Raw genomic sequence first — 19,507 nt, forward strand, 5'->3', positions numbered from 1 at the left:
AAGCAAGACCGAGCCGATGAGGACCCCATGACGAGCGACCCCGCGCCCACGACCGGCACGATCTACGACGTCGCCCGGGTGGCCGGCGTCTCGCACGCCTCGGTGAGCCGCTACATGCGCGGGCTCGACATGCGCGCCTCGACGAAGGAGAAGATCGAGGCCGCCCTGACGACCGTGCACTACCGGCCGAATCTCACGGCCCGTGCGCTCATCTCGGGCCGGTCGATGCGGATAGGTGCCCTGACGCACGCGGTGGACCAGGTCGGGCCGAACCGGATCATCCAGGCCGCGACGACGGCGGCCCGCGAGGCGGGGTACCTCCTGGACGTCGTGACCCTCGACATGGCCGACACCGCGGAGGTGCAGAGCGCACTCCAGCTGCTGACCCGGCACGATCTCGCGGGACTGCTGGCGTTCGCCTCGACGGACAGCGTGCGGGACGTGCTCGAGCACACCGGTTTCGGGGTGCCGGTGGTCATCGCCGCGGAGGCGGAGGCGGACGGGGAGGGGCCCGACTCCGGGATCGGAGCGCTCGTGGACCACCTCGTCGGGCTCGGGCACGAGGAGTTCGTGCACATCGCGGGCCCCGAGACCTGGTCGGCGGCGAGGAACCGGCTGCGCGCCGTGCACGCCGCTCTCGAGCGCCACGGTCTGCCGCCCGCGAGGATCCTGCACGGGGACTGGTCGGCGCGCTCGGGCCACGAGGCGGTCGCCGCCCTCGAGGACCTGCCGACGGCGATCCTCGCGGCCAACGACCAGATGGCCCTCGGTGCTCTGCACGCCCTCGACGCCCGCGGTGTCCGCGTGCCCGGCGACATCAGCGTGACCGGGGTCGACGACACTCCCGAGGCGGCGTACTTCACGCCCGCGCTGACCACCGTCCGGCTGGACTTCGACGCTCAGGGACGGGAGGCGCTCCGGGCGCTGCTGGCTCGGATCGACGACCCGGCCGCGGAGTTCGGCGCCGAGGGGCCGCGCCCCACGCTGGTGCTCCGCTCCTCCTCCGGTCCGGCGCGACGGCGGGCGTGAGGGCCCGGGGTCAGTGGGGAGCGGGTCCGGAGGAGCGCCGCTGCACGAGCTCGGCGGCGAGCGTCACGTGCGGTGCGGCGACGGTCCCGTCGATCAGCGCGAGCAGTTCGGCCAGCGCCGAGCGGCCCTGGCCCGGGAAGTCGACGCGGAGCGTGGTCAGCGGGGGTCCGAAGTACGCGGCCTCGGGGATGTCGTCGACTCCGGTGACGCTGACGTCCTCGGGCACCCGCAGTCCGCGGTCCGCGAGGGCGAGGATCGCGCCGAGCGCCATCTGGTCGTTCGCCGCCACGATCGCGGTGGCGTGGACGTCCGGCAGAGCGCGGATGAGCTCGTAGCCGGAGCGCGCCGACCAGTCGCCCTCGAGGACGCCGGTCGAGTGCAGGCCGTGCTGCGCGACGGCGGCCTCGTAGGCCCTGCGGCGGTTGCGGGCGGCCGACCAGGCGGAGGGGCCTGCCAGGTGCAGGATCTCGCGGTGCCCGAGGTCGGCGAGGTGCGCGACGAGGGCCGGGAATCCCTGGGTCGTCAGCTGCGACGGTGAGCGGGTCGCGTCGTCGTCCTCCTCGACGGCCAGGTGCGCCGGGACGCGGAAGCGGGTGGTGCGGAAGGCGCGCGTCATCTCGTCGGTCGACGCGAGGGCGAGCACTCCCGCGAGCTCGTGCTGCGTGACGAGGTCGAGCGCCTCCTCGATCGCGGTGGAGTCGCCCATGTCGAGCGAGACGATGTCGAGCACGTAGCCGGCCTCGCGGGCGGCGGTGCTCGCTCCCTGCAGGATCTTGCTCGGCCCGACCTGGTCGATCTCGTGGGTGAGGGCGCCGATGCGGTGCGAACGGCGGGCGCGCAGCGAGCGCGCGGTGAGGTTGGGTCGGTAGTCGAGCTCGGCCAGTGCCGCCTCGACGCGGGAGCGGGTGGCGGGACGGATGCCCTCGAAGCCCTGCAGGAAGCGGGTGACGGTCTGGTGCGAGACGCCTGCGACGCGGGCCACGTCGTAGATCGTCGCCTGGCGACCGGTCTCGCGTGCCGGTGCCGATTCCTCCGCCATGGACTTCCCCCTCCGCCGCCGCCCCGCGGGCCGATGCCGAACCAGTGTGCCGCGAAGGCTTGCGCTCACCCGCGCTGTTGTCGATAACATCGACGAAAGCCCCGCGAAGTGATCGACAACATCGCGCGGCAGAGGGACTCAGGGGCGAGGACCGGGCCGGCGACGACTCGAGCTCCGCTTCGTCCGCCAGCCACGACCGAAGGAACGAGAACGATGAGGTTCACCACGAAGTCCCGGCGCTCCGGGATGCTGCTCGGAGCCGTGGCGGTCGCCGCCGCGCTGCTCGCGGGCCCGGCGATCACGGCCCAGGCGTACACGCCGCAGGGAGGCGTCGTCTACGAGCTCGGGAACGAGCCGTGCCTGAAGGGGCGCGGCAACTGCATCGTGTACCCGAAGTCGGTCCAGCTGCCGAGCGGGCGGATCGTCGCCGCGTTCGAGAAGGCGACCGTCGTCGACTACCCGGCACCGGACTCCATCGGCGGCGCGATCGGCGAGAAGATGCCGATCTACAAGAGCGACGACAACGGCGACACGTGGCAGCCGCTGACCGAGCTCGGCTCGCCCGCCGAGCTCTCGAGTGACCCGGCCATGGACAAGTACTCGAGCAACTGGACCAACCCCTACTTCTACGTCATGCCCGAGACCGTCGGGGACATCGCCGCCGGCACCCTCCTCCTGGCGACCGTCGTGTCGGGCGAGGACGAGTTCTACCGCGAGCAGAAGGCGGCGAACCCCGCGTGGGTGCCCGACAACGACGGCGACCGCCGCGATGTGTCGATCGCCCTCTACGCGAGCACCAACGAGGGCGCCGACTGGCGGTTCGTCAACATCGTCGCCGCGGGCGGCTGGCAGGGCGGCAGTGCCGGTGCCGGCGGCCGCAACGTCTCGCAGGCGAACGCCACGCGCCAGCAGGATCCCCTGTGGGAGCCGCACCTGCGCGTGCACCAGGGGAAGCTCCTCGCCTACTACTCGGACGAGAACGACTACCTCGACTACGACCGCGCGACGGGTGTGCCGATCGGCACCTCCGACAACGCGACGGGGCGCGACGACCAGAGCCAGATCCTCGCTCACAAGACGTGGGACGGCCGCTCGGCGTCCTGGAGCGCTCCCGTCGTGGACGTCTCGGGTCCGAGCTTCTCGTTCGACGGCCGGCAGCACATCGGATTCGCGCGCCCCGGCATGACCACCGTCGCTCCCACGAACGACGGCAAGTGGATCATGACCTTCGAGTACTTCGGCGGCGGCGACAACGTCCGGTACAAGATCGCGGACGATCCCGAGCGGTTCTTCGCCGACGGCGACCCGGACGGCACGGACATCAGCCAGCTCCCGGTCACCCCGGGCTCCAGGCCGCTGTCGACCGGCGGCAGCCCGGTGCTGATGCACCTGCCCGACGGGCGGATCGCCTACAACGCGGCCGGCAGCGGCAACGTCTGGGTGAACGACGGCGCGAGCTTCGGCCGCTGGACCGAGTACCAGACGCCCCTCGGCGGCGGCTACAGCCGCAACCTCCAGTACGACAGCGAGACGGGCCGCGTTCTCATCCTGCAGTCGGCCTGGGGCGGACCGACCGAGCAGCCGGTGATCCGTCACGCCGATGTCGACTTCGGCCGCTCGGCGGGCGAGTACTACCAGCTGGTCAACCGACGAACCGGGCAGGTGCTCGGAACGAACTCGAACACCACCGACGCCGTGATCGGCAACGGCGACCAGCCGGACGTGCGCGCGGAGGCGGCCGACTCCGCCGCGAACCCCGCCACCCAGCTCTGGCACCTCACCGCCAAGCCGGCCGGCGGCACGACCCTGCTCAACAAGGCGGGCGGGCGCGCGGCGACCGTGTGGACCGGCAATGCCACGACAGGCCAGAGGATCGGCCAGTGGATCGACGACCGCGCCGAGGGGCAGTGGAACATCGTGCAGGTCGACGGCACCCACGTCCGGCTCCAGTCGCGGCAGAACACGTCGCTGTTCCTCACGGCGGCCTCGGCAGGATCTCCGGCAACGCTCCAGGCCTCGGTCGCCGACCAGTCGCAGGAGTGGCGGCTCGTGCCCCAGGGGCAGCTCGCCGGCAACGCCCGGCTCGTGAACGCGAACAGCGGTCTCTGCGCCGACGTCCTCGGCGCGAGCCAGAGCGACCGGGCCGCCGTGAACCAGTGGACCTGCAACGGCGGCGCCAACCAGCAGTGGCGGGTTGTCCCGCGCGGGACGAACGTGGCGCTGGTGAACGCGAACAGCAGCAAGTGCCTCGAGGTCTACGGCTTCAGCACCCAGAACGGCGCCGCCGCCACGCAGTACTCCTGCAACGGCGGAGCCAACCAGCTCTGGACGCGCACCGTCGCCGCCGACGGGACCTCGACCTACCGGAACGCGCACAGCGGCCTCTGCCTCGAGGTGCAGAACCGCTCGACCGTCAGCGGTGCGGCCCTGAACCAGTGGACCTGCAACGGAGGGACCAACCAGCAGTGGCGCCCGTGATGCGGTGAGAGCAGCCGCGCCCGTTCGGGTCGGGCGCGGAAGGACGGCCGTCGGGTTCCCGGCGGCCGTCCTTCGTCGTCTGCGGGAGGCCGTGCGCTCAGCCGTCGATCGAGGCCATGTTGGCATCGTCGTGACGGGCGCCCGCGGCGGGCTCGAGCTCCTCGAGGCGGGTGATCTGCTCCGGAGTGAGCTCGACCGCGTCGGCCGCGGTGTTCTCCTCGACGCGAGCGACCCGACGGGTGCCCGGGATCGGTGCGATGTCGTCGCCGCGGGTGAGGATCCAGGCGAGCGCCGTCTGAGCGGGAGTCGCGCCGATCTCGGCTCCGATGGCCCTGACCTCGTCGGCCAGCGCGAGGTTGCGCTCGAAGTTCTCGCCGGTGAAGCGCGGGTTGGACTTCCTCCAGTCGCCGTCGGGGAGGTCGGCGGCCGAGCGCAGCTGCCCGGTGAGCAGCCCGTGGCCCAGCGGCGAGTAGGGGACGAAGCCGATGCCCAGCTCGCGCAGCAGCGGCAGGATCTCGTCCTCCACGTCCCGGGTCCACAGCGAGTACTCGGTCTGCAGCGCCGAGACGGGCTGCACGGCGTGCGCGCGGCGGATCGTCTCGGGCGAGGCCTCCGAGAGGCCGAAGTGCAGCACCTTGCCCTCGGCGATCAGCGCGGCGACGGCTCCCGCGGTCTCCTCGATCGGCGTGCTGCGGTCGACCCGGTGCTGGTAGTAGAGGTCGATGTGGTCCGTGCCCAGGCGCCGGAGGGATCCCTCGACGGCTGCGCGGACGTTGGCGGCGCTGCTGTCGATGGTGCCGGGGCCGCCGCCGGAGTGCGAGACGAGTCCGAACTTGGTGGCGACGACGACGTTGTCGCGGCGGCCGCGGAGGGCGCGGCCCACCAGCTCCTCGCTGTGGAACGGTCCGTAGATCTCGGCGGTGTCGATGTGGGTGACGCCGAGGTCGAGGGCGCGGTGGATCGTCCGGATCGACTCGCCGTCGTCGAGGCCGCCGCCGGTCGTGTAGGTGCCGGCCATGGTCATGGCGCCGAGGCCGATGCGGGAGACGCGGAGGCCTCCGAGGTGTGCGTTCTTCATGCTGTCGGGTCCGTTCGAGGTCAGGCCTGCGAGGTGGGCATGGCCCACAGCTCGGCGATGGAGGAGCGGCGGTTCCGGGTGACCATGTAGAGGATGCTCTCGGCGATGTCCTCGGGCTGGAGCCGCTCCGGGATCGCCTCCGCGTCGGAGGCGGCGAGCTGCTCCTGGATCTGATCGCTGTTCTGCGCGACCAGCTCGGTCGCCACGGCACCGGGCTGCAGCAGTCCGACGCGCACGTTCTTCTTCGTGACCTCCTGGCGCAGCGCCTCGCTGAAGCCGGACACGCCGAACTTCGTCATGGAGTACGCGGCGAAGTCGGCCCAGGCCTGTCGCCCGGCGATGGAGGAGATGTTGACGATGTCCGCGACACCGCGCAGGTCGTCCTCGGCAGCCGCCAGGAGGTGGGGGAGGGCCGCCTTCGTCGTGTAGAGCAGGCCGAGCTGGTTGATCGCGATCATCCGCTCCCACTCCTCGACGTCGGTGCCGGCGACGGGGCCCAGCAGCATGAGGCCGGCGTTGTTGACGAGCACGTCGAGGCGGCCGAAGCGCTCGACGACGGTCGCGATCGCGGCGTCGACCTGCGCGCGGTCGGCGATGTCTGCCGGGAGGGCGAGCGCGGTGCCGCCCAGGCCCTCGATCTCGGCGACGAGCTCGTCGAGGCGGTCCTTCCTCCGGGCCAGGACGGCGACCGAGGCGCCCTCCGCGGCGAGTGCGCGGGCGGTGGCGCGGCCGATTCCGCTGGAGGCGCCGGTGACGACGGCGACGGTTCCGGTGAGGGTGGAGGTCATGGGTGAGTCCTTCCTGTCGGTGCCGGCGTGCGGGGAGCGGGCCGGGACGGGGCCGGCTCCTGCCGACCGCCTCCACTCTCCGCCGGGCGCTCGAGAAGGTGGGAGTCCCTGCCGGAAGGGTCACCAGCGGGGCCCCTCTGACCGTCCGGGGCGCCCGTACGGTCGACGGCATGGACACTCCGATCCAGATCAGGGACTTCCTGGTCTCGCGCCGCACCCGGCTCTCGCCGGAGCAGGCGGGACTGCCGGACTTCGGCGGTCGACGGCGGGTCCCCGGTCTGCGCCGCGAGGAGGTCGCCCTCCTCGCCGGCCTGAGCGTCGAGTACTACCTCCGCCTCGAACGGGGCCGCGTCGGGCGGGTCTCGGAGGACGTCCTGGACGGACTCTGCCGGGCGCTGCAGCTGGACGACCCGGATCGGGACCGGCTCTTCGAGCTGGTCCGCACCGCCAACGGGGGCGAGCCGCCCCGGCGTCGTCGAGCGGCACCCCGACCCGTCGGTCTGCGGCCGCTGGTGCAGCAGCTGCTCGACGCGATGGGCGACGTGCCCGCGCTCGTGCAGAACGGACGCCTGGACGTGGTCGGCACCAACGCCCTGGGGGCCGCCCTGTTCTCGGCCGCCCTCGAGCGCCCCGGGCCGAATCTCGGACGCTTCGTCTTCCTCGACGAGCGCGCCCCGGTCTTCTTCCGCGACCGGGACCGGATCGCGCGGCAGTGCGCCGCTCTGCTGCGGGCGGAGGCCGACCGGCGTCCGTTCGACCGCTCGCTGACCGACCTGGTCGGCGAGCTCTCGACGCGCAGCGAGTGCTTCCGCCGGCTCTGGGCCTCCCGCGAGGTCGGCGAGCACGCCGCAGGGCCGACGCTGCTGCGCCACGCGGTGGTGGGCGACCTCGACCTCGACCGTGAGGTGCTGGAGCTCACGAGCGCTCGCGGGCTGCTCCTCGCCGCCTACTCCGCCGCCCCGGGCTCGCGGTCGGCCGAGAGCCTGCGGCTGCTGGCGAGCTGGGCCGCGGCCCCGGCGCCGGGCGAGCCGCTCTGACTCGGCGGGACGCGGTCGCCCGCACGCGGAGGGAGGGGAGCGAGCGTGTGAGGGGTCAGCGGCTGGCGGAGGCGCTGGTCGCCGTCAGGCTGCCGAGGAGCCGCAGAGCGTCGTCCGAGGCGCTGCCGGGCTCGGCGGTCCAGCCCAGGAGCAGCAGGCCCGGATCCCCGGTGAGCTGCAGCGCCTCGTAGCCGAGGTCGAGGTCGCCGACATCCGGGTGGCGCAGGCGCTTCGCCCCTGTGCCGTGCTCGTCGACGTCGTGCTGTGCCCAGAGGCCGCCGAATTCGACGCTCTCGGCCCGGAGCTCCTCGATCAGCGCGACCAGGACGCCGTCCCGCGGGGAGCGGCCGCTCTCGGCGCGCAGCAGCGAGACGATCTGCCTGGCGGAGTCGTCCCAGTCGCGGTAGAAGTCGCGCGCCCGGAGGTCCAGGAACAGGAATCGCGCGAAGTTCGCCGGCCGGCCCGGTCGGGCGTCCAGCCCCGTGAACAGCGCGCGCCCCAGCGCGTTGATCGCGACGACGTCCATCCGCCCGTTCTGCACCAGTGCCGGAACCCCCGTCATCGCGTCGAGGAGCCGCTGCACACCGGGTCCGACCCGCTGCTCGTGCGCCGGTGCGCGGCGCCGGGACGATCGGGCCCCCTCCGTCGCGGCCCGCACGAGGTCGTCGAGGTGCCGTCGCTCGGCGGCGTCGAGCTGCAGCGCCCGGGCGATCCCGTCGAGGATCTCGACGGAGACGCCGAGCGCGTTCCCGCGCTCGAAGCGGACGTAGTACTCGACGCTCATCCCCGCGAGGAGGGCGACCTCCTCGCGGCGCAGCCCGGGAACGCGCCGCCGACCGCCGTAATCGGGGAGGCCGGCCTGCGCCGGCGTCAGTCGGGCGCGCCTCGTGGTGAGGAACTCGCGGATCTCGGCGGCGGCGTCCATGCCCTGACGCTACGGCAGGGCGTCGGTTCCAGGGGGACCCTGCTGGTGACCCTCACGAGCGGGTCTGTCTCGACCCGTCGCGCCCCTCGTTGACTGGCCTCAGCGCCCGGCCGACCCCCGGTCGGGCCCGCACGGAAGGACACACGAGCATGGCTGACACGAACGTCTGGTTCATCACCGGAGCAGGACGAGGACTGGGCGTCGATCTCGCCCGCGCCGCCCTCGCCGCAGGGCACGAGGTGGTCGCGACCGGTCGCGACGCCGACCGCGTGCGCACCGCGATCGGCGAGCACGAGAACCTCCTCGCAGTCGCCCTCGACATCACCGATCCCGCCGCCGCCGAGAAGGCCGTCGCGGCGGCCGTCGAGCGCTTCGGCCGCGTGGACGTGCTCGTCAACAACGCGGGCAACTTCTACGCCGGCTTCTTCGAGACCCTCAGCGACACCCAGATGCGCGCGCAGTTCGAGACGAACTTCTTCGGAGCCCTCTCGGTCACCCGCGCCGTCCTGCCCCTCCTCCGCGCACAGCGGTCGGGGCGGATCATCACGGTCACCTCGACCGCCGGCCTGGTCGGGGGCGGGTTCACCTCGGCGTACGCCGCCTCCAAGTTCGCGCTCGAGGGCTGGATGGAGTCCCTCCAGCCCGAGGTCGCGCAGTTCGGCGTCTCGACGATGTCCGTCGTGCCCGGCTTCTTCCGGACCGACCTGCTCGTGGAGGGGTCCTCGACGATCCACCCCGAGATCGCGATCGACGACTACGCGGAGGCGACCGAGCAGACCCTCGCCGCCTTCTCCGGCATGAACGGGCAGCAGCCCGGCGACCCCGCGAAGCTGGCGCGCGCGATCGTGACCCTCTCCGACTCCGGCGACCTCCCCCTGCGCTTCGTCGCGGGAGCGGACGCGGCGGCGTCGATCGAGCAGAAGCAGGCCCTGGTCCAGCAGCAGATCGACGCGCACCGGGAGCTCTCCGAGTCGCTCTCGCACGACGCCTGATCCGGCGACTCCGCACGACGACCCGCATCACGAAGGACACCACCATGAGCACACCCCTCGGCATCATCGGCTCCGGAGCGATCGGCGGCACGCTCGCGCGTCTCGCGATCTCCGCCGGCCTGGACGTCGTCCTCAGCAACTCCCGCGGGCCCGAGAGCCTCGCCGCACTCGTCGAGCAGCTCGGGCCCCGCGCTCGCGCGGCCACCGTGCGGGAGACGGCGGAGCAGGCCGACGTGGTGATCGCGGCGATCCCGCTCATCGCGCACACCGACCTGCCCGCCGACGCCCTCGCCGGCAGGATCGTGCTGGACACCACGAACTACTACCCGCAGCGCGACGGCCGGATCGCCGCGCTGGACGGCCGGGAGTCGACGGCCAGCGAGCTCGTCCAGGCGCACCTGGCCGACTCCTCCGTCGTGAAGGCGTTCAACAGCATCACCTTCGCGAGCCTCGGCAACGGAGCTCGCGCAGCGGGAGATCCCGAGCGCAGCACCCTGCCGATCGCGGGGGAGGACGCCGCAGCGAAGGCGCGGGCCACGGAGATCCTCGATGCCCTCGGCTACGACGCGCTCGACACCGGCGGTCTCGCGGAGAGCTGGCGCAGCGAGCCCGGGACCCCGATCTACTGCGACCCGTACATGCCGGCCTGGCCGGCGGAGACGCTGCCGTTCGACGAGCTGCTCGCCTGGCTCCTCGCGGCGCCGGTCGTCCCGGTGTCGAGGGAGCGCGCGGCCGAGCTGATCGCGAGCGCCGTCCGCGGCCCGGCGGGCGGGTACTTCCCCGAGACGGCGTGAGACGCCCGCCGTCGGATCAGAGCGCCGCTCTGCTCGATCCGGCGGCGGTGTCGGCGAGGCCGACGGGATCGCTCTCTCCGGCCCAGCTGCCGAGCAGGGTGAGCGCGTCGTGCGACGCGCTCCCGGGCGCCGCCGAGAACACGATCATCTGCAGGCCGCGCTCCGAGGCGAGGTCCATCGACTCGAACGCGAGGTCCAGGTCGCCGACCAGCGGGTGGTGTAGGCGCTTCACGCCCGTCCGGTGCTCCTTGACGTCGTGTGCGGACCAGATGCCGCGGAAGGTCTCGCTGCGGGTCGAGAGCTCGCCGATCAGCGCGGTGAGCCGCCGGTCGGAGGGGTCCCGCCCGGCTTCGCGGCGCAGGAGTGCGACGGACTGCCGTCGCGAGTCGGCGAGGTCGCGGTAGAACGTCTCGGCACGCGGGTCGAGGAAGCCGAAGCGCGCCGCGTTCATCGGCGCCTGCTGGTCGGCGAACATCTCCGAGAACACCGCGCGGCCGAGCCGGTTCGTCAGGACGCAGTCCAGCCGTCCGTTCTGCACGTAGACCGGCACGGTCGACATCGCGTCGACCATCTGCTGGACGGAGGAGCGGACGCGGGTGGTCCGCGGTGCCGCCCGGCGCTGCATCGGGTGCGCGATCGAGTTCGCCGCGCGCACCAGATCGAGGAGGTGCTCGTGCTCGGCCTCGGTCAGCTGCAGGGCCCGGCTGATGCCCTGGAGGACCGACTCGGAGACCCCTGCGGCATTGCCGCGTTCGAGGCGTTTGTAGTACTCCGAGCTCATCCCGGCGAGCAGCGCCACCTCCTCGCGGCGCAGGCCGGGCACGCGCCGGCGCCCGCCGAAGTCGGGGAGCCCCGCCGCCTCGGGCGTGAGCCTGGCGCGTCTGGACGTGAGGAACTCGCTGATCTCGGCGTGGCTGTCCATGGCAGCGACGCTACGCGCCAGGGCGGCCGGGAGGGGGTCCCTCCCGTTAACCCCCCGCAGCAGGGTCCCGCCGGGGCACCTCACGGGCGGGACTGGCTGGGATCCGGCGGTGCGGATCGACTGGTGGCATGAGAAGAATCACCGCCGTCCTCGCCGCGACCGCAGTCGTCGCCCTGCTCTCCGCCTGCTCGACCGGATCGACGGACGAGGGGGCCGGCATCCTGTCCACTCCGACCACCGCGACCAGCCCGGGCGCGACGACTCCCGACGCGACGACGCCCACCGAGCCCGCTTCCGCTGCGACGACTCCCGCTGCCGACGCTCCTGCGGGGTCGACCGCGATCACCCTGACCGCGGGGGACGAGGTCGTCACGGCTGTGCTGAACGACAGCCGGGTCTCACAGGACCTCCTCGCGATGCTCCCCGCGCAGCTGCCCTGGTTCCGCAACCTCGGCATCGAGTACATCACCGAGCTCGACGCGCCCCTCACCGAGACCGGCCCGTTCTTCACCGACGTCCAGCCGGGCGACATCGTCTACTACAACCCGGCCGACAGCCTCACGATCATCTACGAGGAGACGAGCTCGGTGCCGACGCTGACGCTCATGGGCGAGGTGACGTCCGACCTGTCGGTGCACCGGAGTCTGCCCGACGACGTGGTGTTCACGGTCGAGGTCGCGGAGTAGGACTGCGCGGTGCCCGCCGTCCGCCGGCCCGGTCGCGGCGCCGAGCGCAGCGGACGGGGCGCCGAGGAGGCCGTGGCCCGCTGTCGGGAGGGGCTCAGCCGACCTGGACCTCGGCCGTCTCGGACCGGCTCCGCGCAGCTCTCGCTGCCAGGTAGGCGTCGGTCTCGTCGCGCACGTCGTCCAGGGAGCGACCGCTCCACCGTGCGATGGCCCCGTCGATGTGGTGGCGGACGACGCCTTCGAGGTCGATCCCCGGATCGACGAGCCAGCCGAGCTCGACGCCGTCGAGCACGCCGATCATCAGCCTGACCTCGCGTTCGATGAGACCGGGGGAGAGCGGACCCACCGTCCCGTCGTCCACGAGGCGCTGGAGCTCGCCGGTCATGACGCGGTGGGTGCGCTGCTGGCGTGCGCGCATGAAGGGCCGTGCCGGGTGGTCCTCCTGCGTCGCCTCGGTGGACATCGTGAGGAACAGCTGGATCAGGCCGGGATGCGCCACGTGGTACCGCATGAGCGGGATGTTCGCCCGGAAGTAGTCGAGCCCTCGCTCGCCCTCGGACTGCGAGCTGACGACGTTCCAGTTCTCGAGCACCGCGACCAGGAGCAGCTCCTTGCTCGTGAAGTAGCTCACCAGGGTCGCCGGGGTCGTCCCCACCATCTCGGCGATGGTGCGCAGGGATCCGCCGTGGTAGCCGTACTGCCCGAAGACCACCGTCGCCGCTTCGACGATCTCGCGGCGGCGTCTGAGCCCGTTCTTGTAGGGCCCTCTCGGCTTCGTTCCCCGGTCCTCACGCGATGTCATCGGCTGCCTCCGCAGTCAGTGTATTCGGTCGTTGCTTAAACCTGAACGCAGATGTATGTTTCATGAAACGTGACCGGTCGATCAACTTTCGACCGGCGCGCTCGACGACGAGGAGAACCGATGCCGAGACCCAGGAGCGACCTCGCGCCGTCGCCGAGCCCGTGCGTCGGGCTCGAACGCGTCGACGGAGTCCGCACGTGATCGGCGTCGGGATCCTCGGCGCCGGCCCCGTCACGCAGGCGATCCACCTCCCGGCGCTCGCGCGCCTCACCGAGACCTTCCGGGTGGTGCGCGTCATGGACGTGAGCGCCGAGGTCGCCCGCGCCGTGGCGTCTCGAGTGGGCGCGGCCTGGACGACCGACGTGGAGCAGCTCCTGTCCGACCCCGCGGTCGAGGTCGTGGCCATCTGCTCCCCGCATCGGTTCCACGCCCAGCAGGTGATCGCCGCGTGCCGCGCCGGGAAGAAGGCGGTCCTCTGCGAGAAGCCGTTCGCAATGACGAGCGAGGAGGCGGAGCGGATCGCCGCCGTGAGCGCGGAGACGGGCGTGCCGATCCTGGTCGGCGCGATGCACGCCTACGATCCCGCGTGGCTCGCGGTGTCGGACCGCCTCGCCGTAGGTGACGTGCACACCCTCCGATCGTCGATCGTCCTGCCGCCGAACCCGCGCTTCGAGGACGTCGCCACCGAGGTGGAAGGCCGACCCGAAACGGGGGGAGGCGGCTCGATCCGGACTCCCGAGGAGGCGGCTGAGGACCTCGTGGGCGGGGTGATGGGTCTCGCGATCCACGATCTCCCGCTGATCCGCGCACTGGTCGGCCCCGGCTGGGACGACATCGCGGTGCACTCGGCCGAGCTGCTGGAGCCGTTCGGCTACCTCATCGTGCTGACGGCAGGCGAGGTGCAGATCGAGCTGCATGCGCTGATGAGCGACAACTGGGCCCCCGACTGGCGTCTGACCGCGATCGGCGACGACACGATCGCTGAGATCGAGTTCACTCCCTCCTATGTCCAGGCAGGCTCGGGGACCGCCTCCGTCGTGCGGGGCGGCGTCGTGCAGACCTTCCTTCCCGCTGATCACAACGGCTATGAAGGCGAGTGGCGCGAGATCGCGCTCGCGGTGGACGGCGCCCCGCCTCGGATCGCGCTGGACGCGTTGATCGACGACCTCCGCTTCGCTCTGGAGATCGCTCGCCGTGCCGGCGATCGCGTCCGGGCGGGGGAGGGGATCCTCGTATGACCGCCCTGTCTCTCACCGCCGCTGGTGCTGCGCGCCAGACGGGAGCGGTCGAGGCCGTCGTCGCGTCCCTCCCGGTCTCGCTGGCCTTCGGCCGCGGAGCTGTGGACCTGATCGCGGTGGACGGCTCATCGGGATGGACCGCCGAGGTCCTCCGAGCTCGCGACGTCGGCGCTCGAGGCGTGCTGGTCGTCGATCCCGTCGCGGAGGACGTCCGTCCGCTGCTCGCTCTCGATCTCCCGGTCGTGCTCGACCGTCCTCTCGCCGGGAACCCCGGTGTCCATCAGGTCAGGTCCGCTCTGATCGGCTTCGACGCACGCGCCCTCCTCGAGGCCCGCGTCGTCGTGCCCCCCGCTACGGCTCTCCGACACGCCCTGCTCGAGCAGCTCGCCCTCGTCCGCACCGCGCACGCGCCGCTCGAGTCCGCCGTCGTCCTGCTCAGCACCTCGCACGGATACACCGTCCGGGGCCGCCTGCGCACAGGTCGCGCCGTCCTCCTCACCTGCACCGTGACCGACGCCGTCCCAGGATCCGCCTCCCTCCGAGCCGTCGGTGCCGACGCGATCGTCGACGCCCGCATCCCCTCGCCCGAGGCGGCTCGGCCGCTCCGGGCGACGATCACGACTCCGACCGGCCAGACCGTGCTCCCGACTCGCTACGAGACCTCCCACCGGTCTAGCTGGCGCCGTCTGGTCGATCTCGTGCGGACGGCGGGGTCCTCCAGTGACCTCGAGGACTTCGCGGCGGATCTGCGCGTCGTCGCCTCGCTCCAGCTCCGACCCGCGCCCCCCGCGCCTTCCACCGACCCCTCACTCAAGGAGACATTGCAATGACGCAAACACACATCTTCCAGAGCTCGGCCTTCTCGCGCCGCGGCTTCCTCGGGGTCGCCGGAGGCGCTGCGGCCCTCGCGACCCTCGCTGCGTGCTCGTCCGGCGGCGGGAGCTCGTCCTCCGATGCCCTGAAGTTCTGGGACATGCCCTGGGGGCCGGCGGAGTACAGCACGGCCGCTCAGCGACTCACCGAGTCCTACGCTCCGAGCGGTTCTCTCCCCGCCGCCGAGTACCAGGTGATCCAGTGGTCGAACTTCTCGCAGACGTTCTCGTCGGCCATCGCGTCCAGGACCGGCCCGGCAGTGTCCACGGGCGGCGGCTTCCAGGCGTTCCAGTTCGCCGAGCAGGGTGCGATCGCCTACGCCGACGATCTGCTCGAGAAGTTCAAGGCCGACGGCACCTACGACGACTTCCTCCCCGGGACCGTCGAGAGTCTCAACACCCCCGACGGCTACGCGGCGATCCCCTCCGCTCTCGACATGCGCGTCTGGTGGTACAACAAGCGCATCTTCGACGAGAACGGCCTCACCGTCCCGACGACGTGGGACGAGTACTTCACCGTCGCCCAGGCGCTCAAGGCGCAGGGCCACTACGCCTTCGGCAGCGGAGCGGGCGCGAACAACAACATCGGCCTGCACAGCATGCTCGTGATGATGATCAACAACGGCGGTGGTCTCTACAACCCCGACGGCGAGCTCGACGTCGTGAACGAGCGCAACATCCAGGCGATGGAGTTCGTCCGCCAGCTCTCGCTGGAGGGCATCATCGACCCCGCTTCGCCGAGCTACTCGACCGACAACCTGACCGCGCAGTGGGCGAACGGCACGATCGCGATGGGCATCAACACCCCGGGGCTGAACGCGACCCTCGGCGACACGAACGCCGACGTGGTCGTCGCCGAGCCGATGGCCTCGCCCAGCGGCGAGCAGGGCACGCTCCAGTTCGTGAACAACCTGATGATGTACGCGAACACCCCCTCCCAGGAGGGATCGGAGGAGTTCCTCACCTACTGGATCAAGAACATGACGCCGCTGTTCCAGCAGAACCTCCAGTCGAACCTGCCCATCCTCAAGTCGCTCACCGCTCTCCCGGAGTTCCAGGCGGACACCGAGAAGACGAAGATCATCAACGACTGGCAGCCGGTCGCCAAGACCTACGCCGCCCGGTCCTCGTTCGTCGACGCGCGACTCGCGTCCATCGACGGCGGCCAGGGTCTGCGCGCCTTCGCGCAGACCATGCTCGCCGGACAGACCGACCCGCAGGTCGCCCTCGAAGCACTGGGTGCCTCGCTCGGCGAGCTGTAGGCGAGCACGATGACCTCCACCAGCATCACGTCATCGCTCAAACGAGCGGCGACCGGCGTCGGCGCGAGCGGGCGGGGGCCTCCCAGCCCCTCCGCCCGCGGCGCCGCCGCTCCCGCGGAGCGCTGACCCTGGTACTCCTGGTCGCACCGTCGGTGTTCCTGCTCCTGCTGATCAACGCCTACCCCGTGGTCTACGCCGGGATCCAGTCCGTGCACAACGGCTCCCTGATCGCCACGGGGGACTTCGTCGGCCTCGCGAACTTCACCGACGTGCTCCAGGCGCCCTCGTTCTGGAAGGCGGCCGGCTTCACGCTGGTCTTCACCGTGGTCGGCGTCTTCGGGTCGTGGGTCATCGGGCTGGCCCTCGCGCTCCTGCTGCGGACGCGGGTCCCAGGCGCCGGCACTTTCAAGGTCCTGCTCCTGCTCCCCTGGATCATCCCGGTGGTCGTCTCGGCGACCGCCTGGAACTACCTGGTCGCGACGCCGGACTCCCCGGTCCCCGCGATCTTCCGGGCACTCGGCTGGGGGACGCCCCTCTTCCTCGCCGATCCCGCACTCGCGGCGGTGATGGTGTGCGTCTTCAAGGTGTGGGTGTCGTTCCCGTTCATGATGCTGATGACGTCCGCGTCGCTGGCGGCTGTGGACGGGAACGTCTACGAGGCATCGGGGATGGACGGTGCCTCGAAGTGGCAGCAGTTCCGGCTGATGACGCTTCCGCTGATCGCCCGGTCGACGTACATCTCCTGGATCCTCATGACGATCTTCTGCGTCAACGACTTCCCGACCATCTACCTGCTCACCGGCGGTGGCCCGGTCGACGCGACGACCTCGCTCGTCGTCCTCGCGTACCGGAGGGTCTTCCAGGACTTCCAGACAGGACCCGGGGTCGCGATCGCCTTCCTCATGACGATCACCCTCGTCATCGTCTCCGTCGTCCTCTACCGCCAGATCAGAAAGTCGGCCATCGAATGAGCACGTCGATCCTGCACGAGAACGTGCGCGCAGCGCCGTCGCCCGCACGCCGGCAGAAGGCCGCCGTTGCGCAAGGTGACCGCGGCAAGTGGGGGCGCTTCGCGCTGCTGCTCGTCGTCACCGCGATCATCCTCATCCCGATCATCGTGACGCTCATCCTCTCCGTCCGACCGGGAACCTACTCGAGCGGAACCGGCTTCACCCTCGAGAACTTCACCTACGTCTTCACCACGACCGCCACCCTCACCTGGCTGGGGAACTCGGTCGCCGTGACGCTGGCCTCGGTGCTGATCTCGGTCGCAGTCGCGGCTCCCGCCGGCTACGTGCTCTCGCGCGGGCGCAGCAAGCTCGTCTCCGGCTACTCGCTGCTGCTGTTCGTCGTGCAGTCGCTGCCGGTCATCACCTCGGTGGTGCCGCTGTTCATCCTGTTCGCGAACTTCGGCCTGGTCGACAACCTCGTCGGCATCACGATCATCTACGTCGGATCCGCGATGTCGGTCGCCACGTGGATGATGGCGGCCTACTTCGACACCATCCCTATGTCGCTCGAGGAAGCGGCCTGGATCGACGGCGCCTCGGTCTTCGGCGGCTTCATCCGCGTCGTCCTGCGCAACTCCCTCCCCGGGATTCTCTCGACCGCGATCTTCACGTTCTTGCTCGCCTGGAACGACTACCTCGTGGCGATCGTCTTCCTGCGCTCGACGGACACCTTCACTCTGCCGATGGGCGTGCAGTCCTTCTTCCAGCAGAACGCGACCGACTGGGGATCCGTCATGGCCGTCGCCGTCGTGATGATGCTGCCGCCGGTGATCATGTTCGCCTTCCTCAACCGGTACTTCTCCGTCGGCGGGATCGGAGGGTCGCTCGCGGGCCGCTGATCGCGGCGGGAGCAGCGGATCCGGGTCCGGCGGTCGAGTCGGAGCCGGGTCGGCTCCGACCGTCGTCGGCGCGAGCCCCGCTGCGGGAGGATCCCGGCGTGACCGCTCGGTCGGGGAGCCTTCCGCGCAGCACGGAGGCCTGAGCCGACGGTCCTCACGATCGCCGTCGTCGCATCCGCACCCCCATCGGCCCGGGGAAGGCCGCGTTCCTCTCTCGGCGTCCTCTTGCGAACGAGCCCTCGGCCCGGGATACTCAAAACCGCACGCTGCTAGGTTTTGCATCCTGATCCTCCGCGGCGTCGGCACTCGACGGTGAGAGGAACCGGACATGACCACTTCCAGCGGATCCGCGGCGGGAATGCCCTCGGGCATGACGACGTCCACGGCGACAGTGCGGAACCACGCCTGGTTCCCCGAACCGACGGAGCCTGCGAAGAAGGGCTACGTCTTCTGGCTGCTCGCCGCGCAGCTCGTCTTCTTCATCGCCCTGCTCGGGCCGGCGATCGTCGGCATCGGCCTGAAGATCCAGTCGCTCGTCGACGCGGGCGAGATCGCGCAGGACGGCGCCACCGGAGCGGCCGCGGTGCTCGGCGGGTTCGGCGCCCTGTTCGCGACCATCGCCAACGTCGTCTTCGGCCGGCTCTCGGACCGCACGACCAGCCGCCTCGGGCGGCGCCGCGTCTGGATCGTGACCGGCACGGTCATCATGACCGCCGCGTTCGCCATCATGGCGCTCGCTCCGACGCTGCTCGTCGCGACGATCGGCTGGTCGCTCGCGCAGCTCGGCGCGAACATGACGCTCGCGCCCTTCATCGCCACGATCGCCGACCAGGTGCCCCGGTTCCAGCGCGGCAAGGTCACCGCCGCGCTCGGCATCGCGCAGAACGTCGGCATCCTCGGCGGCACCTACGTGGCGCAGGCCTTCGTCGACCAGCTGCTCGTCATGTTCGTGGCGCCGTCGATCCTGGCAATCGTCGTGATGGTCGTCTTCGCCGTCGTGCTGCCCGACAAGCGGCTGCCCGTCGCCCCGCCGAGGGCGACCCTGCGCGACTGGGCCGAGACCTTCTGGGTCAGCCCGGTGAAGAACCCCGACTACGCGCTGGCCTGGTGGTCGCGCTTCCTGATCACCTTCGCGAGCTTCGGCTTCACGACCTTCCGCTTCTTCTACCTCCTCAACCACATCGGAGTCGAGGAGAGGGACATCCCCGCGGTCATCACCACCAGCGTGCTCATCTACACCGTGGCGCTCATCGCGGCCAGCTACTTCGCCGGCTGGCTGTCCGACCGGATCGGGCGCCGCAAGGTGTTCGTCTGGAGCTCGACGGCCCTGTTCGCGATCGGCACGTTCGCCCTGATCTTCGTGCAGGACGTCGGCGCCTTCTACGTCCTCGAGGCGATGCTGGGCCTCGCCTACGGCATCTACGTGGGCGTCGACCTGGCGCTCGTCGTCGACGTGCTGCCCAACCCGGACGACTCCGGGAAGGACCTCGGCGTGTTCAACATCGCCAACGCCCTGCCGCAGACGCTCGCTCCGCTGGTCGGCGGGATCCTGGTCTACGTGAGCGATCCGACCGGCAACAACTACGCCCTCTGGTTCTCCGTCTGCGCGATCGCGGCGGTCATCGGAGCGATCGTCATCTTCCCGATCAAGAAAGTGCGGTAGACCGGGAAGGACGACATCGATCCGCACCCGGTGCGCGACGACCGCCGCACCCG

Annotated in this window: 18 protein-coding genes; 12 read left to right on the top strand and 6 right to left on the bottom strand. The window is 71.1% G+C overall.

Annotated features, from left to right (window positions below; all coding sequences use genetic code 11):
* Positions 1-27: 27 nt before the first annotated feature.
* Positions 28-1,029 (top strand): LacI family DNA-binding transcriptional regulator, encoded by a 1,002-nt coding sequence (locus tag AC0CID_RS15560; RefSeq protein WP_465227517.1) that lies wholly within the window; start codon positions 28-30, stop codon positions 1,027-1,029.
* Positions 1,030-1,039: 10 nt separating this feature from the next.
* On the opposite strand, the gene AC0CID_RS15565 is transcribed toward AC0CID_RS15560, so the two are convergent.
* The gene (locus AC0CID_RS15565) at positions 1,040-2,068 is read right to left on the bottom strand and encodes a LacI family DNA-binding transcriptional regulator (protein ID WP_465227518.1); all 1,029 of its coding nucleotides are present in this window, start codon (positions 2,066-2,068) and stop codon (positions 1,040-1,042) included.
* 213 nt (positions 2,069-2,281) lie between these two features.
* On the opposite strand from AC0CID_RS15565, the gene AC0CID_RS15570 reads away from it, so the two are divergent.
* Positions 2,282-4,546, top strand: coding sequence for an RICIN domain-containing protein (locus AC0CID_RS15570; protein WP_465227519.1), 2,265 nt, complete (start codon positions 2,282-2,284; stop codon positions 4,544-4,546).
* A gap of 97 nt (positions 4,547-4,643) precedes the next feature.
* On the opposite strand, the gene AC0CID_RS15575 is transcribed toward AC0CID_RS15570, so the two are convergent.
* Entirely contained in the window at positions 4,644-5,624 is a 981-nt protein-coding gene (locus AC0CID_RS15575; protein WP_465227520.1) for an aldo/keto reductase, read from the bottom strand.
* Positions 5,625-5,644: 20 nt separating this feature from the next.
* Positions 5,645-6,412 (bottom strand): SDR family oxidoreductase, encoded by a 768-nt coding sequence (locus AC0CID_RS15580; RefSeq protein ID WP_207407200.1) that lies wholly within the window; start codon positions 6,410-6,412, stop codon positions 5,645-5,647.
* Between the two features lie 170 nt (positions 6,413-6,582).
* Between AC0CID_RS15580 and AC0CID_RS15585 the strand changes: the two genes are divergently transcribed.
* Positions 6,583-7,449: a helix-turn-helix transcriptional regulator gene (locus AC0CID_RS15585; RefSeq protein WP_465227521.1), complete on the top strand. Its 867-nt coding sequence runs from the start codon at positions 6,583-6,585 to the stop codon at positions 7,447-7,449.
* Between the two features lie 55 nt (positions 7,450-7,504).
* Here the strand turns inward: AC0CID_RS15585 and AC0CID_RS15590 are convergent, their stop codons facing one another.
* Positions 7,505-8,374: a helix-turn-helix domain-containing protein gene (locus tag AC0CID_RS15590; RefSeq protein WP_465227522.1), complete on the bottom strand. Its 870-nt coding sequence runs from the start codon at positions 8,372-8,374 to the stop codon at positions 7,505-7,507.
* A 149-nt stretch (positions 8,375-8,523) separates the two neighbouring features.
* Between AC0CID_RS15590 and AC0CID_RS15595 the strand changes: the two genes are divergently transcribed.
* On the top strand, positions 8,524-9,366 hold the full coding sequence (locus AC0CID_RS15595; RefSeq protein WP_465227523.1) for an SDR family NAD(P)-dependent oxidoreductase: 843 nt from the start codon (positions 8,524-8,526) through the stop codon (positions 9,364-9,366).
* A gap of 26 nt (positions 9,367-9,392) precedes the next feature.
* Positions 9,393-10,160, top strand: coding sequence for an NADPH-dependent F420 reductase (locus AC0CID_RS15600; RefSeq protein WP_465228117.1), 768 nt, complete (start codon positions 9,393-9,395; stop codon positions 10,158-10,160).
* Positions 10,161-10,176: 16 nt separating this feature from the next.
* Here AC0CID_RS15600 and AC0CID_RS15605 read toward each other — a convergent pair whose 3' ends face one another.
* On the bottom strand, positions 10,177-11,082 hold the full coding sequence (locus tag AC0CID_RS15605) for a helix-turn-helix domain-containing protein (protein WP_465227524.1): 906 nt from the start codon (positions 11,080-11,082) through the stop codon (positions 10,177-10,179).
* 128 nt (positions 11,083-11,210) lie between these two features.
* Here AC0CID_RS15605 and AC0CID_RS15610 point away from each other — a divergent pair, with 128 nt between their 5' ends.
* Positions 11,211-11,768, top strand: a complete 558-nt coding sequence (locus AC0CID_RS15610) for a cyclophilin-like fold protein (protein WP_465227525.1) — start codon at positions 11,211-11,213, stop codon at positions 11,766-11,768.
* A 94-nt stretch (positions 11,769-11,862) separates the two neighbouring features.
* Here the strand turns inward: AC0CID_RS15610 and AC0CID_RS15615 are convergent, their stop codons facing one another.
* On the bottom strand, positions 11,863-12,570 hold the full coding sequence (locus AC0CID_RS15615; protein ID WP_465227526.1) for a TetR/AcrR family transcriptional regulator: 708 nt from the start codon (positions 12,568-12,570) through the stop codon (positions 11,863-11,865).
* Between the two features lie 197 nt (positions 12,571-12,767).
* Here AC0CID_RS15615 and AC0CID_RS15620 point away from each other — a divergent pair, with 197 nt between their 5' ends.
* The 6 genes from AC0CID_RS15620 to AC0CID_RS15645 all read left to right on the top strand — a co-directional run bounded on the left by AC0CID_RS15620 (position 12,768) and on the right by AC0CID_RS15645 (position 19,454).
* Positions 12,768-13,808, top strand: coding sequence for a Gfo/Idh/MocA family protein (locus AC0CID_RS15620; RefSeq protein ID WP_465227527.1), 1,041 nt, complete (start codon positions 12,768-12,770; stop codon positions 13,806-13,808).
* A complete protein-coding gene (locus AC0CID_RS15625; protein WP_465227528.1) occupies positions 13,805-14,638 on the top strand; it encodes a hypothetical protein in 834 nt (277 codons plus the stop codon). Before AC0CID_RS15620 ends, AC0CID_RS15625 begins: the two co-directional genes overlap by 4 nt.
* Positions 14,635-15,942 (top strand): ABC transporter substrate-binding protein, encoded by a 1,308-nt coding sequence (locus AC0CID_RS15630; RefSeq protein ID WP_465227529.1) that lies wholly within the window; start codon positions 14,635-14,637, stop codon positions 15,940-15,942. The genes AC0CID_RS15625 and AC0CID_RS15630 overlap by 4 nt, the downstream gene beginning before the upstream one ends.
* 152 nt (positions 15,943-16,094) lie before the next feature.
* Entirely contained in the window at positions 16,095-16,913 is an 819-nt protein-coding gene (locus tag AC0CID_RS15635; protein ID WP_465227530.1) for a carbohydrate ABC transporter permease, read from the top strand.
* Entirely contained in the window at positions 16,910-17,791 is an 882-nt protein-coding gene (locus AC0CID_RS15640) for a carbohydrate ABC transporter permease (RefSeq protein WP_465227531.1), read from the top strand. Before AC0CID_RS15635 ends, AC0CID_RS15640 begins: the two co-directional genes overlap by 4 nt.
* 328 nt (positions 17,792-18,119) lie before the next feature.
* The gene (locus AC0CID_RS15645; protein WP_465227532.1) at positions 18,120-19,454 is read left to right on the top strand and encodes an MFS transporter; all 1,335 of its coding nucleotides are present in this window, start codon (positions 18,120-18,122) and stop codon (positions 19,452-19,454) included.
* Positions 19,455-19,507 lie beyond the last annotated feature (53 nt).

This window comes from Rathayibacter sp. AC451 (assembly GCF_979253095.1).